Source organism: Enterobacter cloacae complex sp. SHL020 (assembly GCF_049236945.1).
In the GTDB taxonomy this organism is placed as follows: Bacteria; Pseudomonadota; Gammaproteobacteria; order Enterobacterales; family Enterobacteriaceae; genus Enterobacter; species Enterobacter dykesii.
In genome coordinates this window covers 104064-120546 of record NZ_JBMKJF010000006.1, presented here as the reverse complement: position 1 = coordinate 120546, position 16483 = coordinate 104064, and the positions used below count along the sequence as shown (strand labels likewise).

The window sequence follows — 16483 nt, the reverse complement described above, 5'->3', positions numbered from 1 at the left end:
TTTTTGGAGAACTTTTTATGGCAGGTCATAGTAAGTGGGCCAACACCAAACACCGCAAAGCGGCACAGGATGCCAAGCGCGGTAAGATCTTTACCAAAATCATTCGCGAGCTGGTGACAGCAGCGCGTCTGGGCGGCGGCGACCCGGCTTCTAACCCGCGTCTGCGCGCGGCGGTAGATAAAGCGCTGTCAAACAACATGACGCGTGACACCCTGAACCGTGCTATCGCACGTGGCGTGGGCGGTGATGAAGACGCGAACATGGAAACCATCATTTATGAAGGTTACGGCCCTGGCGGTACTGCGGTGATGGTTGAGTGTCTGTCCGACAATCGTAACCGTACCGTTGCGGAAGTGCGCCACGCGTTCACTAAAACCGGTGGCAACCTGGGCACCGACGGTTCCGTGGCTTACCTGTTCAGCAAAAAAGGCGTCATCTCCTTCGAGAAAGGCGACGAAGATGCGATCATGGAAGCGGCGCTGGAAGCCGGTGCGGAAGACGTAGTGACCTTCGATGACGGCGCTATCGACGTTTATACCGCGTGGGAAGAGATGGGTGCCGTGCGCGATGCGCTGGAAGCGGCTGGCCTGAAAGCGGACAACGCTGAAGTGTCCATGATCCCGTCCACCAAAGCGGACATGGATGCGGAAACGGCACCGAAACTGCTGCGTCTGATCGACATGCTCGAAGACTGCGACGACGTGCAGGAAGTGTACCACAACGGTGAAATCTCTGATGAGGTTGCAGCGACTCTCTGATGAGAGCGTATAAATCCGTTACAGGAGACGCGTGATGTCGATTATTCTCGGGATTGACCCAGGCTCACGCGTCACCGGTTATGGCGTTATCCGTCAGGTGGGACGCCAGCTAACCTACCTGGGCAGCGGCTGTATTCGCACCAAAGTGGACGATCTTCCTTCGCGCCTGAAGCTCATTTATGCGGGCGTGTCGGAGATCATCACCCAGTTTCAGCCGGACTACTTCGCCATCGAGCAGGTCTTTATGGCGAAAAACGCCGATTCGGCGCTAAAGCTCGGTCAGGCGCGCGGGGTCGCCATCGTCGCTGCCGTGAACCAGGATTTGCCGGTATTCGAATACGCGGCGCGTCAGGTTAAGCAGACGGTGGTGGGCATTGGTAGCGCGGAAAAAAGCCAGGTGCAGCATATGGTGCGTACCTTGCTGAAGCTTCCCGCGAACCCGCAGGCCGACGCCGCGGATGCGCTGGCGATTGCGATTACCCACTGTCACGTCAGCCAGAATGCGATGCAAATGAGCGAGTCGCGGCTCAATCTGGCGCGAGGCAGGTTACGATAATCAGAAATCAGGCTGGATAAACATCCAGCCTTTTTTTATTATGTCGGCAGTTAATTTCTCCCAGAACGCAGGAGCGTCACGTGATAGGCAGACTCAGAGGCATCATCATTGAAAAACAACCCCCGTTAGTGCTGCTGGAAGTGGGTGGCGTGGGCTATGAAGTCCATATGCCGATGACCTGCTTCTACGAGCTGCCGGACGCGGGCAAAGAGGCGATTGTCTTTACCCAGTTTGTGGTGCGTGAAGATGCCCAGCTGCTGTACGGCTTCAATAACAAGCAGGAACGGATCCTGTTCCGCGAGCTGATTAAAACCAACGGCGTTGGGCCGAAGCTGGCGCTGGCGATTTTGTCCGGCATGTCGGCACCACAGTTTGTGAATGCCGTTGAGCGCGAAGATCCGGCGGCACTGATTAAGCTCCCGGGCATCGGTAAGAAAACCGCCGAGCGTCTGATTGTCGAGATGAAAGACCGCTTTAAAGGTCTGCATGGCGATCTGTTCACTCCGGCAGCTGATTTGGTACTGACCTCTCCTGGCGGCCCTGCGACGGATGATGACGCCGAGCAGGAAGCGGTTGCCGCGCTGGTGGCGCTGGGCTATAAACCTCAGGAGGCCAGCCGCATGGTGAGCAAAATTGCCAAACCGGACGCCAGCAGTGAAACCCTGATTCGTGAAGCGCTGCGCGCTGCATTGTGAGGTAAAGGATGATTGAAGCAGACCGCCTGGTGTCGGCAGGCACTATTCAGGCAGATGACGTGGTGGATCGCGCGATCCGCCCAAAACTGCTTGATGAGTATATCGGCCAGCCGCAGGTTCGTTCCCAGATGGAGATTTTCATCCAGGCGGCAAAGCTGCGCGGCGATGCGCTCGATCACCTGCTGATTTTTGGCCCTCCCGGTTTAGGCAAAACCACGCTGGCGAATATCGTCGCCAATGAAATGGGCGTCAACCTGCGCACCACATCCGGCCCCGTGCTGGAGAAGGCGGGCGATCTCGCGGCGATGCTGACCAACCTCGAACCGCATGACGTGCTGTTTATCGATGAGATCCACCGCCTGTCACCGGTGGTGGAGGAAGTGCTCTATCCGGCGATGGAAGATTACCAGCTGGATATCATGATCGGTGAAGGCCCGGCCGCGCGCTCCATCAAAATCGATCTGCCGCCGTTTACCCTGATTGGCGCCACCACCCGCGCCGGGTCGTTGACCTCTCCGCTGCGCGATCGTTTCGGCATCGTGCAGCGTCTTGAGTTTTACCAGGTGGCGGACCTCCAGCACATCGTTGGCCGTAGCGCCCGCTATATGGGGCTCGAAATGAGCGAAGAGGGCGCGTTTGAAGTGGCGAAGCGTTCCCGCGGTACGCCGCGTATCGCCAACCGCCTGCTGCGTCGCGTGCGTGACTTTGCCGAGGTGAAGCACGATGGCTCGATTTCCGCCGAGATCGCTGCCCAGGCGCTGGATATGCTTAACGTCGATGCCGAAGGCTTTGACTATATGGACCGTAAACTGCTGCTGGCGGTGCTGGATAAGTTCTTTGGTGGCCCGGTCGGGCTGGATAACCTGGCGGCGGCAATCGGAGAAGAGCGTGAGACGATTGAAGATGTGCTGGAGCCGTATCTGATCCAGCAGGGTTTCCTGCAGCGCACCCCGCGTGGACGTATGGCAACGGTGCGGGCGTGGAATCATTTCGGCATTACGCCGCCCGCGATGCCGTAATCCTTAATTCCCTCTCCCGATGGGAGAGGGGCAGGGTGAGGGCATCAGCGCCCTCCAAGTTAATGCGCTGTCTTCTTCATCATACTGAGGATAAACAGCACCGCTGCACTAAGCACCACAGACGGCCCCGCAGGCGTGTCGTAGAACGCCGAGAAGGTTAATCCCCCCGTTACCGCAATCATCCCGATAATCACGGCCACGCCGGCCATCTGCTCCGGCGTACGGGCAAAACGACGCGCCGTAGCCGCAGGGATGATCAGCAGCGACGTAATAATCAGCGCGCCGACAAACTTCATTGCGACACCAATCGTTAGCGCTGTCACCAGCATCAGCAGCAGCTTAACGCGCTGCAGCTTCACGCCGTCGACAAACGCCAGATCCGGACTGACGGTCATTGCCAGTAAATTCCGCCACTGCCAGAGCAGAATAGCGAGTACCACCACCACGCCAGTGGCGATAGCGATGAGATCCTCCGGCGTCACGGCCAGCAGGTCACCGAAGAGGTAGGCCATCAGATCCACGCGGATGTTCGCCATCAGGCTGACCACCACCAGGCCCAGCGACAGGGCACTGTGCGCCATAATACCAAGCAGCGTATCAATAGCGAGGTGAGGGCGCTTCTCCAGCCAGACCAGACCGGCCGCCAGCAGCAGTGTGACCACTATCACCGCGTAGAAGGGGTTTACATCCAGCAGCAGACCAAAGGCAACGCCCAGCAGGGACGCGTGCGCCAGGGTATCGCCAAAATAGGACATTCTGCGCCAGACAACAAACGAGCCGAGCGGGCCCGCGGCGCAGGCAAGCATAATCCCGGCCAGCCAGCCGGGCAGTAACAGTTCAATCATGAGTGTCCATTTCCCCGACGCAGTACGATTCGTCCCTGCAAATCATGGCGATGATTATGATGATGGCGGTAAATACCCAGCTGTTCAGCGCCGCGTGGGCCGAACATGGAGATAAACTCCGGGTGCATTGACACCACTTCAGGCGTACCGGAGCAGCAGATATGATGGTTGAGACACAGCACTTCGTCGGTTTTTGCCATCACCAGATGGAGATCGTGAGACACCATCAGCACGGCGCAATCAAGCTCCCGGCGCAGCTGGTCGATCAAATCATAAAGCGCAACCTGACCATTCACATCCACACCCTGAGTCGGTTCATCCAGCACCAGCAGCTGCGGGCTGCTCAGCAGCGCGCGGGCAAGTAAAACACGCTGAGTTTCACCGCCGGACAGTTTTTGCAGCGGCGCATCGACAAGATGGCCCGCCTGCACGCGTTTCAGCGCCGGAACAATATCGGCTTTACGAGTGCCGGGGCGCAGACGCAGGAAACGGCTGACCGTCAGCGGCAGCGTGGCGTCGAGGTGTAGTTTTTGCGGCACATAGCCAATACGCAATTTTTCCTCGCGCTTAATCACGCCTTCATCGGGTGCGACCAGACCCAGCACCACGCGCACCAGGGTGGATTTGCCTGCGCCATTGGGGCCGAGCAGCGTCAGAATTTTGCCGGGCTTCAGATCGAGCGACACGTCAGAGAGGACGCGGCGCTGGCCAAATGAGACCGAAATATTTTCAAGAGAAACCAATGTCGTCATGTCATTTTAAGCTTGAAGAAGTCAACGAATGTTATAATATCACATTCCACGCATTCACTACGATGATTAGTCGCATTATGTTACATAAAAATACGCTTCTTTTCGCAGCATTATCTGCTGCCCTTTGGGGGACAACCGCACAAGATGTTAACGCTGCGGTTGTCGCTTCGCTTAAGCCACTTGGATTCATCGCGTCCGCCATTGCCGACGGCGTAACGGAGACCCAGGTTCTGCTCCCTGATGGTGCTTCTGAGCATGACTATTCCTTGCGCCCGTCAGATGTAAAACGCTTACAAAACGCGGACTTAGTTGTCTGGATTGGTCCTGAAATGGAAGCGTTCATGCAGAAGTCAGCAAAACAGGTGGCGGGTGAAAAACAGGTCGCGATTGCCGACCTCCCCGGCGTGAAACCGTTACTCATGAAAGGGGCGGATGACGACGGCGACGAACATGACCATCATGCCGCAGACGGTGAAAAAGGTGATGAAGATCACCATCACGGCGAGTACAACATGCATCTTTGGTTATCCCCAGAGATAGCGCGGCTTTCAGCGGTTGCAATCCATGACAAATTAGTGGAACTTATGCCGCAAAGTCGAGCCAAACTAGACGCCAACCTGAAGGATTTTGAGGCACAATTAGCCGCAACCGATAAGCAGGTAGGTAATGAGCTCGCACCGTTGAAAGGAAAAGGGTATTTCGTTTTTCATGACGCCTACGGCTATTACGAAAAACATTACGGTTTGACCCCGCTGGGCCACTTCACCGTCAACCCTGAAATTCAGCCTGGTGCGCAGCGTTTACATGAAATCAGAACACAGTTGGTTGAGCAAAAAGCGACATGCGTTTTTGCTGAGCCACAGTTCAGGCCAGCGGTCGTAGAAGCCGTGGCCAGGGGAACATCCGTGCGCATGGGAACCCTTGACCCGCTAGGTACGAATATCCAGTTGAGCAAAGCGAGCTATTCGCAGTTCCTCAGCCAACTGGCGAACCAGTATGCGAGCTGCCTGAAAGGAGAATAACGAGGAAGTGAATACGTGCAACAGATAGCCCGCTCTGTCGCCCTGGCATTTAACAATCTGCCTCGACCCCACCGCGTTATGCTGGGGTCGCTTACAGTTCTCACCTTAGCGGTCGCCGTCTGGCGGCCCTATGTTTACCACCCGAGTTCTGCCCCTATCATCAAAACCATTGAGCTTGAAAAGAGCGAAATCCGTTCTTTGCTGCCTGAAGCCAGTGAGCCTATTGACCAGGCGGCTCAGGAAGATGAAGCCATCCCGCAGGATGAGCTGGACGATAAAACCGAGAACGAAGCGGGTATCCACGAATATGTTGTCTCTACCGGGGACACGCTGAGCAGCGTGCTGAACCAGTACGGCATCGACATGGGTAATATCAGCCAGCTGGCGGCTGCGGATAAAGATCTTCGTAACCTGAAAATCGGACAACAGCTCTCCTGGACACTAACGGCGGATGGCGATCTCCAGCGTCTGACCTGGGAAATGTCCCGCCGCGAAACCCGCACCTACGATCGCACTGCAAACGGTTTCAAGATGACCAGCGAACTGCAGAAGGGTGACTGGGTTAACAGCGTTCTGAAAGGCACCGTGGGCGCGAGCTTTGTCTCCAGCGCGCGCGATGCGGGCCTGACCAGCGCTGAAATCAGCTCGGTGATCAAAGCCATGCAGTGGCAGATGGATTTCCGCAAACTGAAGAAGGGCGATGAGTTCTCCGTCCTGATGTCCCGCGAAATGCTGGACGGCAAGCGCGAGCAAAGCCAGCTGCTGGGCGTACGTCTGCGCTCCGAAGGCAAAGATTACTACGCGATTCGTGCCGAAGACGGTAAGTTCTACGACCGCAGCGGTACGGGCCTTGCGAAAGGCTTCCTGCGCTTCCCGACGGCAAAACAGTTCCGCGTCTCCTCGAACTTTAACCCGCGTCGTCTGAACCCGGTAACCGGGCGCGTCGCGCCGCACCGTGGCGTTGACTTCGCCATGCCGCAGGGCACGCCGGTACTGGCGGTAGGGGATGGTGAAGTGGTGGTGGCCAAGCGTAGCGGTGCCGCCGGATATTATGTTGCGGTACGTCATGGTCGTACTTATACGACCCGCTACATGCACCTGCGAAAGCTGCTGGTCAAACCGGGCCAGAAGGTGAAGCGTGGTGACCGTATCGCGATCTCCGGCAATACCGGACGCTCTACCGGCCCGCACCTGCACTATGAAGTGTGGATCAACCAACAGGCAGTGAACCCGCTGACGGCGAAACTGCCGCGTACCGAAGGCCTGACAGGTAAAGATCGTACTGATTATCTGGCGCAGGTGAAAGAGGTGATGCCGCAGCTGAGCTTAAACTAAGCCCTCTGTTTTTGTTAAAAAAGCCGGCGCACACTGACGCCGGCTTTTTCTTTTGTGCGTGGACGACTGCCTCGCTACACTATCTGAATAAAATTTTGCGTCATCAGACCCTGGATCCAGCATGGAAACCAAAAAAAACAATATTGAATACATTCCTGAGTTTGAAAAATCCTTCCGCCATCCGCGCAACTGGGGCGCCTGGCTTGGTGTCTACGCCTTTGCGGGGATGGCGTTACTGCCTGCTTCCGTTCGCGATCCCGTTTTGGGGAAAATTGGCCGTCTGGCCGGGCGTTTAGGCAAGAGCGCCCGCCGTCGCGCGCAGATCAACCTTTACTACTGTTTTCCTGAGAAAAGCGACGCCGAGCGCGAGGCAATCATTGATGAGATGTACACCACCGCGCCGCAGGCCATGGCGATGATGGCTGAACTGGCGCTGAAAGGGCCGGATAAAATCGTCGATCGCGTTGACTGGAAAGGGCTGGACATCATCGAGGAGATGCGCCGCAATGACGAGAAAGTCATTTTCCTTGTCCCCCACGGCTGGGGCGTTGATATTCCGGCGATGCTGATGGCGTCTCAGGGCCAGAAAATGGCGGCGATGTTCCATAACCAGGGAAATAAAATCTACGATTTTGTCTGGAATACGGTGCGTCGTCGTTTTGGCGGACGTTTGCACGCGCGCAACGATGGCATTAAGCCCTTCATTCAGTCGGTGCGTCAGGGGTACTGGGGCTATTATCTGCCGGATCAGGACCACGGCCCCGAGCACAGCGAGTTTGTCGATTTCTTTGCGACCTACAAAGCAACGCTCCCCGCGATCGGTCGCCTGATGAAAGTCTGTCGTGCCCGCGTGATCCCGCTGTTCCCGGTCTATGACGGTAAAACGCATCGCCTGAGTATTGAGGTTCGTCCGCCGATGGACGATCTGCTGACCGCGGACGACCACACGATCGCGCGTCGAATGAACGAAGAGGTGGAAATCCTGGTGGGGCCGCATGCCGAACAGTACACGTGGATCCTGAAGCTGCTGAAAACGCGTAAGCCAGGTGAAACAGAGCCCTATAAACGCAAAGAGCTTTATCCGAAGAAATAAAAAAAGCCCTCTCCATCTGGAGAGGGCTTTTTAACATAGGCGTTATTACTCGACGGTCATGACGCGCGTGGTGTTTGTTGAGCCGATGGTGCTCATCACGTCGCCCTGGGTCACAATGACAATATCACCGGACACCAGATAGCCTTTGTCGCGCAGTAGGTTTACGGCATCGTGTGCCGCAGCTACGCCGTCACTGGTGCTGTCGAAGTGAACCGGCGTCACGCCGCGGTACAGCGCCGTCAGGTTCAGGGTGCGTTCGTGACGGGACATGGCGAAGATCGGCAGGCCAGAGCTGATACGAGAGGTCATCAGCGCGGTGCGGCCAGATTCGGTCATGGTGATGATTGCGGTAACGCCCTTCAGGTGGTTTGCCGCGTACATCGCAGACATCGCAATCGCTTCTTCCACGTTGTCGAACTGCACGTCCAGACGGTGTTTAGAGACGTTGATGCTTGGGATCTTTTCAGCGCCCAGGCAGACGCGCGCCATGGCGGCCACGGTTTCTGCCGGATACTGGCCCGCAGCGGTTTCCGCAGAGAGCATCACCGCATCGGTACCGTCCAGCACGGCGTTAGCCACGTCCATAACTTCTGCACGGGTTGGCATTGGGTTGGTGATCATCGATTCCATCATCTGCGTGGCGGTGATCACCGCGCGGTTCAGCTGACGTGCGCGACGAATGAGAGCTTTCTGGATACCGACCAGCTCAGGATCGCCGATTTCCACGCCCAGGTCACCGCGCGCAACCATCACCACGTCAGAGGCGAGGATCACGTCGTCCATGGCATCCTGATCGCAAACGGCTTCGGCGCGTTCAACTTTCGCGACGATTTTAGCATCGCAGCCTGCATCCCGTGCCAGGCGACGCGCATAGTTCAGATCTTCGCCGCAGCGCGGGAAGGATACGGCCAGGTAGTCAACGCCGATCAGCGCAGCCGTCACGATGTCCGCTTTGTCTTTATCGGTAAGCGCTTCAGCAGAGAGGCCGCCACCCAGTTTGTTGATGCCTTTATTGTTGGAGAGCGGGCCGCCCACGGTGACTTCGGTGAACACTTTCATGCCCTGAACTTCCAGCACCTTCAGCTGTACGCGACCGTCGTCGAGCAGCAGGATATCGCCTGGCACCACGTCAGCCGGCAGGCCTTTATAGTCGATACCGACTTTCTCTTTATCGCCTTCGCCTTTGCCCAGGTTGGCATCAAGCAGGAATTTGTCGCCGATATTGAGGAAAACTTTACCCTCTTTAAAGGTTGATACGCGGATTTTTGGACCTTGCAAATCGCCGAGGATAGCAACGTGGCGGCCCAGTTTGGCTGCGATTTCACGCACTTTATCGGCACGTAACTTATGGTCTTCTGGCGTACCGTGAGAGAAGTTCATGCGCACCACGTTGGCGCCGGCGGCGATAATTTTCTCAAGATTATTATCGCGATCGGTGGCCGGGCCTAAGGTGGTTACGATCTTGGTTCTGCGAAGCCTTCTGGACATGTAATACTCCGTTGACTGAAACAACTTTGGTGTTGCGTGAACATTGAATCGGCCTTCATCTGCTGCAAGGCAGCGGAGAGTGGACCGAATGCCGTAAATCGTTACATCGTAATTATTGGTTACGTCTTCGTTATCAACTATCAGGGAACATCGCTCTTTATAAGCAATTCTTTATCAAAACGCGATTCCTTCAGCGCTTCCTTGACCCGCTTCAAGTTATCCCGGAATTTTGCGCCCCGGCGTAAGGTAAAACCGGTTGCCAGCACGTCAATCACGGTGAGCTGCGCCAGACGGGAAACCATCGGCATATAAATGTCGGTGTCTTCCGGCACGTCGAGGGTGATCGCCAGCGTCGCCTCACGGGCCAGCGGCGTGCCCGCCGTGGTGAGGGCAATCACCATGGCATCGTTTTCACGGGCCAGCTGCGCCAGCTCTACCTGACTCTTGGTGCGGCCGGTATGCGAAATCAGTACCACGACGTCATCTTCACTGCAATTCATACAGCTCATGCGTTGCAGCACAATGTCATCGGAATAAATAACCGGGACGTTAAAGCGGAAAAATTTGTTCATGGCGTCATGCGCCACGGCCGCCGACGACCCGAGCCCAAAGAACGCAATTCGCTTGGCCTGGGTGAGCAAATCCACCGCGCGATTCACGGAACTCATGTCCAGAGACTGGCGCACGTGGTCAAGCGAAGCCATAGCCGATTCAAAAATTTTCGCGGTATAGGCATCAACGCTGTCGTCTTCATCCACATTACGATTAACATATGGGGTGCCGTTAGCCAGACTTTGTGCCAGATGCAGTTTAAAATCAGGAAAGCCGCGCGTTTCGAGGCTGCGGCAAAAGCGATTGACCGTCGGTTCGCTAACACCCGCTTCCTGTGCCAGAGCGGCGATGCTTGAATGAATCGCCTGAGCGGGTGAGGCGAGAATGACCTCGGCGACTTTTCGCTCGGATTTGCTAAGGTGTTCCAGTTGAAACTGGATTTTTTCCAGCATGTTCATGTTAACAGGACGCTCATGGGTGTAAACGATTTCATAAATTGATGAAATCGTGATTCGATTTAGCCGATATTACCCTTGTGGCTTCCATTAAGGGTAACAATCGACAAGATAATGTTGTTGTTTTTTTTCATTACTTGATCGGTGTCGGGTTTTGCTGCGACCCTGTTGCGCAAAGAAACGACGGTTGTTGCGTCATTACGCCGTCGTAATCATCCAGATGGTGAAAAATCGTGGTATCGCACGCGACGATAAGCGCTAATGGTTTCGGGAATGACGTAAAAGCAGTACAGTGCATTGTAATAAAATTACAACGATACCTGGCAGAAGTACCAGGTGATCCAACTGAGGAGAATGACATGGCGGTAACGCAAACAGCCCAGGCATGTGACCTGGTCATTTTCGGCGCGAAAGGCGATCTTGCACGCCGAAAATTGCTGCCTTCCCTGTATCAACTGGAGAAAGCGGGCCAAATTCATCCGGATACCCGTATCCTGGGTGTCGGGCGCGCTGACTGGGACAAGGACGCTTATACCAAAGTCGTCCGCGAGGCGCTCGAAACTTTCATGAAAGAAAAAATTGATGAAAGTTTGTGGGATACCCTGAGTGGACGCCTCGATTTCTGCAACCTGGACGTCAATGACGTCAGCGCGTTTACCCGCTTAGGCGCGATGCTGGATCAGAAAAACCGTGTCACCATTAACTATTTCGCCATGCCGCCAAGCACCTTCGGCGCCATCTGCAAAGGTCTGGGCGAAGCCAAACTGAACGCCAAACCGGCGCGCGTCGTGATGGAGAAGCCGCTGGGGACGTCGCTGGCAACCTCGCGTGAAATCAACGACCAGGTGGGCGAGTTCTTTGAAGAGTGCCAGGTCTACCGTATCGACCACTATCTCGGTAAAGAGACGGTTCTGAACCTGCTGGCGCTGCGTTTCGCTAACTCCCTGTTTGTGAATAACTGGGACAACCGCACTATCGACCACGTGGAAATCACCGTGGCGGAAGAGGTGGGGATTGAAGGTCGCTGGGGTTACTTTGACCAGGCCGGTCAGATGCGCGACATGATCCAGAACCACCTGCTGCAAATTCTGTGCATGATTGCCATGTCTCCACCGTCTGACCTGACGGCTGACAGCATCCGTGACGCAAAAGTGAAAGTGCTGAAGTCACTGCGCCGCATTGACCGCTCCAACGTGCGTGAGAAGACCGTCCGCGGCCAGTACACCGCCGGGTTTGCGCAAGGCAAAAAAGTGCCTGGCTACCTGGAAGAAGAGGGCGCGAACAAGTCCAGCAACACCGAGACGTTCGTGGCGATCCGCGTGGATATCGACGACTGGCGTTGGGCGGGCGTTCCGTTCTACCTGCGCACCGGTAAACGTCTGCCGGCCAAATGTTCCGAAGTGGTTGTTTACTTCAAAAACCCGGAACTGAACCTGTTCAAAGAGTCCTGGCAGGAACTGCCGCAGAACAAACTGACCATTCGTCTGCAGCCGGACGAAGGGGTGGATATCCAGATCCTGAACAAAGTGCCGGGGCTGGATCATAAACACAACCTGCAGACCACCAAGCTGGATCTGAGCTACTCCGAAACCTTCAACCAGACGCACCTGGCCGATGCTTACGAGCGTCTGCTGCTGGAAACCATGCGCGGTATCCAGGCGCTGTTCGTGCGCCGCGATGAGGTGGAAGAGGCGTGGAAATGGGTCGACTCCATCACCGAAGCCTGGGCTGCCGATCAGGATGCGCCAAAACCGTATCAGGCGGGGACCTGGGGACCTGTCGCGTCGGTGGCGATGATCACCCGCGATGGCCGCTCCTGGAACGAGTTTGAGTAAGATAATCCTCTAGCTCGAAAGTGTTATTTTACCGGTAACATGATCTAACACAGCTAGTGGCACAATTTTCAACTTTTAAGCTCCGCGTGGATTCACCCGCGGAGCTTTTTTTATTACACTGCCGGAAGTGATTTTGCCCCTGAGCTCCGGACAGCAAGCGTTTCAGCGTTGTTAACAACTGCCAACGACTTTGTAAACTCCCGAGCCGGACAGATAATTTAGAGGAGCTTTTATGAATCCGACATTGTTACGCGTAACACAGCGCATTATCGAGCGCTCGAAAGAGACCCGTTCGGCCTACCTCGCCCGGATTGAACAGGCAAAGAGCAGCACCGTCCACCGATCTCAGCTGGCCTGCGGGAACCTGGCGCACGGCTTCGCCGCCTGCCAGCCTGATGATAAAGCGTCGCTGAAAAGCATGTTGCGTAACAATATCGCCATCATTACCTCCTATAACGATATGCTTTCCGCGCACCAGCCGTATGAGGTCTATCCCACTATCATCCGTAACGCGCTGCACAGCGTGAATGCGGTGGGCCAGGTGGCGGGCGGCGTACCTGCCATGTGTGACGGCGTGACGCAGGGGCAGGACGGCATGGAGCTGTCCCTGCTGAGCCGCGAAGTGATTGCGATGTCTGCCGCGGTGGGCCTGTCACACAATATGTTTGATGGCGCGCTGTACCTCGGCGTGTGCGACAAGATTGTCCCGGGCCTGGTGATGGCGGCGCTGTCGTTTGGGCATCTGCCTGCGATCTTCGTCCCGTCCGGCCCAATGGCGAGCGGTCTGCCGAACAAAGAAAAAGTGCGTATTCGCCAGCTGTATGCGGAAGGGAAAGCAGACCGTCAGGCGCTGCTGGAGGCGGAAGCCGCGTCCTATCATGCGCCGGGGACCTGTACGTTCTACGGTACGGCTAACACTAACCAGATGGTAGTGGAGTTTATGGGGATGCAGCTTCCGGGCTCGTCCTTTATCCAGCCGGACGCGCCGCTGCGCAAGGCGCTGACCGAGGCCGCGGCCCGTCAGGTCACGCGTCTGACCGGCAACGGCAATGAATGGATGCCGATGGGTAAAATGGTTGACGAAAAAGTCATTGTTAACGGGATTGTCGCGCTGCTGGCAACCGGGGGGTCAACCAACCACACCATGCATCTGGTTGCCATGGCGCGTGCGGCGGGCATTCTGATTAACTGGGATGACTTCTCCGAGATCTCTTCCGTGGTGCCGCTGATGGCGCGCCTGTACCCGAACGGTCCGGCGGATATTAACCACTTCCAGGCCGCAGGCGGCGTACCGCTGCTGATGCGCGAGCTGCTGAAAGGCGGACTGCTGCATGAAGACGTGAATACCGTGGCGGGCTTTGGCCTGCAGCGCTACACCCAGGAGCCGTGGCTGAACAACGGCGAGCTGGACTGGCGTGAAGGGGCGAGCGCGTCCCTTGATGCGCAGGTGATTGCCACCATCGACAAACCGTTCTCTCCTCACGGCGGCACCAAAGTGCTGAGCGGCAACCTCGGCCGCGCGGTAATGAAGACCTCTGCCGTACCGGAAGAGAACCAGGTTATCGAAGCGCCGGCGGTGGTGTTTGAAAGCCAGCATGACGTATTACCTGCCTTTGACGCCGGTCTTCTTGATAAAGACTGCGTGGTGGTGGTGCGTCACCAGGGGCCTAAAGCTAACGGGATGCCAGAATTACATAAACTTATGCCACCACTTGGTGTATTATTGGACCGCCGTTTCAAAATTGCGTTAGTCACCGATGGACGCCTCTCCGGGGCATCCGGTAAAGTGCCTTCAGCCATCCACGTGACGCCTGAAGCCTACGACGGCGGTTTGCTGGCGAAAGTACGCGACGGTGACATGATCCGCGTGAACGGCCAGACGGGCGAGTTAACCCTGCTGGTGGATGAATCCGAGCTGGCGGCACGTCAGCCCCACATTCCTGACCTGAGCGCATCGCGCGTGGGGACCGGACGCGAAATGTTCAGCGCGCTGCGTGAGAAACTCTCCGGTGCGGAGCAGGGCGCAACCTGTATTACGTTTTAAGACGACTTGATTTTAACGATCTGGCGAGAGAAAACTCTGATGAAAAACTGGAAAACAAGTGCAGAAGCAATCCTGACCACTGGCCCTGTCGTGCCGGTTATCGTGGTAAACAAGCTGGAGCACGCTGTACCGATGGCGAAAGCGCTGGTAGCGGGCGGCGTTCGCGTTCTGGAAGTCACCCTGCGCACCGCCTGCGCGATGGATGCTATCCGCGCTATCGCGAAAGAAGTGCCGGACGCCATCATCGGTGCGGGTACCGTAACGAACGCAAAACAGCTGGCTGAAGTGACCGAAGCGGGCGCACAGTTTGCCATCAGCCCGGGCCTGACCGAGCAGCTGCTGAAAGCTGCCACCGAAGGCACTATTCCGCTGATCCCGGGCATCAGCACCGTCTCTGAACTGATGCTGGGCATGGACTACGGTCTGAAAGAGTTCAAATTCTTCCCGGCTGAAGCGAACGGCGGCACCAAAGCGCTGCAGGCGATTGCGGGTCCCTTCTCTCAGGTACGCTTCTGCCCGACGGGCGGCATCTCTCCTGCCAACTACCGTGACTACCTGGCGCTGAAAAGCGTGCTGTGCATCGGCGGTTCATGGCTGGTTCCGGCGGATGCGCTGGAAGCGGGCGACTGGGATCGCATCACCAAACTGGCTCGTGAAGCGGTTGAAGGCGCGAAGCAGTAAGTTAATCGCAGGATAAAAAAACGGGCCTTACGGCCCGTTTTTTTATCCTGCAACCTTGACGCTCGCAGCGGCCGCTTTCGCTCTTGCCACGGCGTCGTCAACGTTATCCCCCGTGGCTAATGCCACGCCAAGACGGCGGGTTCCGTCGATCTCCGGCTTGCCGAACAAACGTACCTGCAACCCGGCACCCACCGCCCCGTCGACGTTATCAAACGTAACGTTCTGGCTGGTTAACTGCGGCAGGATCACCGCCGAAGCGGCCGGGCCATACTGACGAATACCGCCGACGGGCAGGCCGAGGAAGGCGCGCACGTGCAGGGCGAACTCGGAGAGATCCTGCGAAATCAGCGTGACCATGCCGGTGTCATGCGGGCGAGGGGAGACTTCGCTAAAAATCACCTCATCACCGCACACAAACAGCTCCACGCCGAACAGGCCATAGCCGCCCAGCGCCAGGACGGTTTTACGGGCGATCTCCTGAGCACGCTCCAGCGCCAGGGCGCTCATCTGCTGCGGCTGCCAGGATTCGCGGTAATCGCCATCTTCCTGACGGTGGCCAATCGGGTCGCAGAAATGGACGCCGTCAACGGCGCTGACGGTCAGCAGGGTGATTTCGAAATCAAACTTCACCACCCCTTCGACAATCACGCGACCTTCTCCGGCACGGCCGCCCTGCTGGGCGTAATCCCATGCCTTGTCGAGCGCGCCGCTGTCGCGAATGAAGCTCTGCCCTTTACCGGAGGAACTCATCACCGGCTTAACGATGCACGGGTAGCCAATCTCCTCGACGGCCTGCAGGAACGCGGCCTTATCGCCAGCAAAACGGTAGCTCGAGGTGGGCAATTCCAGCTCTTCCGCCGCCAGGCGACGAATGCCTTCGCGGTTCATGGTCAGCTTTGCGGCTTTCGCGCAGGGCACCACGCGCTGGCCTTCCTGCTCCAGGGCGATCAGCGTATCGGTGGCAATAGCTTCAATTTCCGGCACGACAAAATCAGGTTTTTCGCGCGTAATCAGCTCGCGAAGGGCATCGCCATCCAGCATGTTAATCACATAAGAACGATGGGCGACGTGCATGGCGGGTGCGTCGGCGTAACGGTCTACGGCAATGACTTCCACACCTAAACGCTGGCACTCGATGGCGACCTCTTTTCCCAGCTCGCCCGATCCCAACAGCATCACTCGCGTCGCCGCAGGTCGCAGCGCAGTTCCTAAACGAATCATAACAATCCCCCTGAAAAAGTTGCGCGCAGTATAAACGAAAACGTTTGCGTCTGTCTTGTACATGGCCAGGTGAAGGGAGAAGAAATTTGCGCTTCTTTAGCCCGTCCAGACATTTCCTGACGCCCGCTCGCT

15 protein-coding genes are annotated in these 16483 nt (G+C 56.7%); 10 read left to right on the top strand and 5 right to left on the bottom strand.

Going from position 1 to position 16483, the window contains the following annotated elements:
* The first annotated feature begins 17 nt into the window (after positions 1-17).
* The 4 genes from ACOTZB_RS15770 (at position 18) to ruvB (ending at position 3028) form a co-directional block, all read left to right on the top strand.
* Entirely contained in the window at positions 18-758 is a 741-nt protein-coding gene (locus ACOTZB_RS15770; RefSeq protein WP_008500447.1) for a YebC/PmpR family DNA-binding transcriptional regulator, read from the top strand.
* A gap of 34 nt (positions 759-792) precedes the next feature.
* On the top strand, positions 793-1314 hold the full coding sequence (ruvC, locus tag ACOTZB_RS15765; RefSeq protein WP_003859749.1) for a crossover junction endodeoxyribonuclease RuvC: 522 nt from the start codon (positions 793-795) through the stop codon (positions 1312-1314).
* 80 nt (positions 1315-1394) lie between these two features.
* Positions 1395-2009 (top strand): Holliday junction branch migration protein RuvA, encoded by a 615-nt coding sequence (gene ruvA, locus ACOTZB_RS15760; protein WP_045355971.1) that lies wholly within the window; start codon positions 1395-1397, stop codon positions 2007-2009.
* Positions 2010-2017: 8 nt separating this feature from the next.
* Positions 2018-3028: a Holliday junction branch migration DNA helicase RuvB gene (gene ruvB, locus ACOTZB_RS15755; protein ID WP_023312235.1), complete on the top strand. Its 1011-nt coding sequence runs from the start codon at positions 2018-2020 to the stop codon at positions 3026-3028.
* A gap of 59 nt (positions 3029-3087) precedes the next feature.
* On the opposite strand, the gene znuB is transcribed toward ruvB, so the two are convergent.
* Together znuB and znuC are read right to left on the bottom strand one after the other, a co-directional pair.
* A complete protein-coding gene (znuB, locus tag ACOTZB_RS15750; protein WP_421627725.1) occupies positions 3088-3873 on the bottom strand; it encodes a zinc ABC transporter permease subunit ZnuB in 786 nt (261 codons plus the stop codon).
* On the bottom strand, positions 3870-4625 hold the full coding sequence (znuC, locus tag ACOTZB_RS15745) for a zinc ABC transporter ATP-binding protein ZnuC (RefSeq protein ID WP_193806473.1): 756 nt from the start codon (positions 4623-4625) through the stop codon (positions 3870-3872). Before znuC ends, znuB begins: the two co-directional genes overlap by 4 nt.
* 77 nt (positions 4626-4702) lie before the next feature.
* Here znuC and znuA point away from each other — a divergent pair, with 77 nt between their 5' ends.
* The 3 genes from znuA to lpxM all read left to right on the top strand — a co-directional run bounded on the left by znuA (position 4703) and on the right by lpxM (position 8075).
* Positions 4703-5647, top strand: a complete 945-nt coding sequence (gene znuA, locus ACOTZB_RS15740) for a zinc ABC transporter substrate-binding protein ZnuA (protein ID WP_126330301.1) — start codon at positions 4703-4705, stop codon at positions 5645-5647.
* Positions 5648-5662: 15 nt separating this feature from the next.
* A complete protein-coding gene (gene mepM / locus ACOTZB_RS15735; RefSeq protein ID WP_337279618.1) occupies positions 5663-6982 on the top strand; it encodes a murein DD-endopeptidase MepM in 1320 nt (439 codons plus the stop codon).
* Positions 6983-7103: 121 nt separating this feature from the next.
* Complete coding sequence (gene lpxM / locus ACOTZB_RS15730) at positions 7104-8075, top strand: lauroyl-Kdo(2)-lipid IV(A) myristoyltransferase (protein ID WP_193806475.1); 972 nt, start codon at positions 7104-7106, stop codon at positions 8073-8075.
* A gap of 45 nt (positions 8076-8120) precedes the next feature.
* Here the strand turns inward: lpxM and pyk are convergent, their stop codons facing one another.
* Both pyk and ACOTZB_RS15720 read right to left on the bottom strand, forming a co-directional pair.
* Complete coding sequence (pyk, locus tag ACOTZB_RS15725) at positions 8121-9563, bottom strand: pyruvate kinase (RefSeq protein WP_039263653.1); 1443 nt, start codon at positions 9561-9563, stop codon at positions 8121-8123.
* A gap of 140 nt (positions 9564-9703) precedes the next feature.
* On the bottom strand, positions 9704-10573 hold the full coding sequence (locus tag ACOTZB_RS15720; protein WP_023312229.1) for a MurR/RpiR family transcriptional regulator: 870 nt from the start codon (positions 10571-10573) through the stop codon (positions 9704-9706).
* A 356-nt stretch (positions 10574-10929) separates the two neighbouring features.
* On the opposite strand from ACOTZB_RS15720, the gene zwf reads away from it, so the two are divergent.
* From zwf to kdgA, 3 genes are all read left to right on the top strand, one after another.
* Positions 10930-12405, top strand: coding sequence for a glucose-6-phosphate dehydrogenase (zwf, locus tag ACOTZB_RS15715; protein WP_023312228.1), 1476 nt, complete (start codon positions 10930-10932; stop codon positions 12403-12405).
* Between the two features lie 232 nt (positions 12406-12637).
* Complete coding sequence (gene edd / locus ACOTZB_RS15710) at positions 12638-14449, top strand: phosphogluconate dehydratase (protein ID WP_126330147.1); 1812 nt, start codon at positions 12638-12640, stop codon at positions 14447-14449.
* Positions 14450-14488: 39 nt separating this feature from the next.
* Complete coding sequence (kdgA, locus tag ACOTZB_RS15705; protein WP_257830056.1) at positions 14489-15130, top strand: bifunctional 4-hydroxy-2-oxoglutarate aldolase/2-dehydro-3-deoxy-phosphogluconate aldolase; 642 nt, start codon at positions 14489-14491, stop codon at positions 15128-15130.
* 42 nt (positions 15131-15172) lie between these two features.
* Here kdgA and purT read toward each other — a convergent pair whose 3' ends face one another.
* Positions 15173-16351, bottom strand: coding sequence for a formate-dependent phosphoribosylglycinamide formyltransferase (gene purT / locus ACOTZB_RS15700; RefSeq protein ID WP_421627722.1), 1179 nt, complete (start codon positions 16349-16351; stop codon positions 15173-15175).
* Positions 16352-16483: the final 132 nt, after the last annotated feature.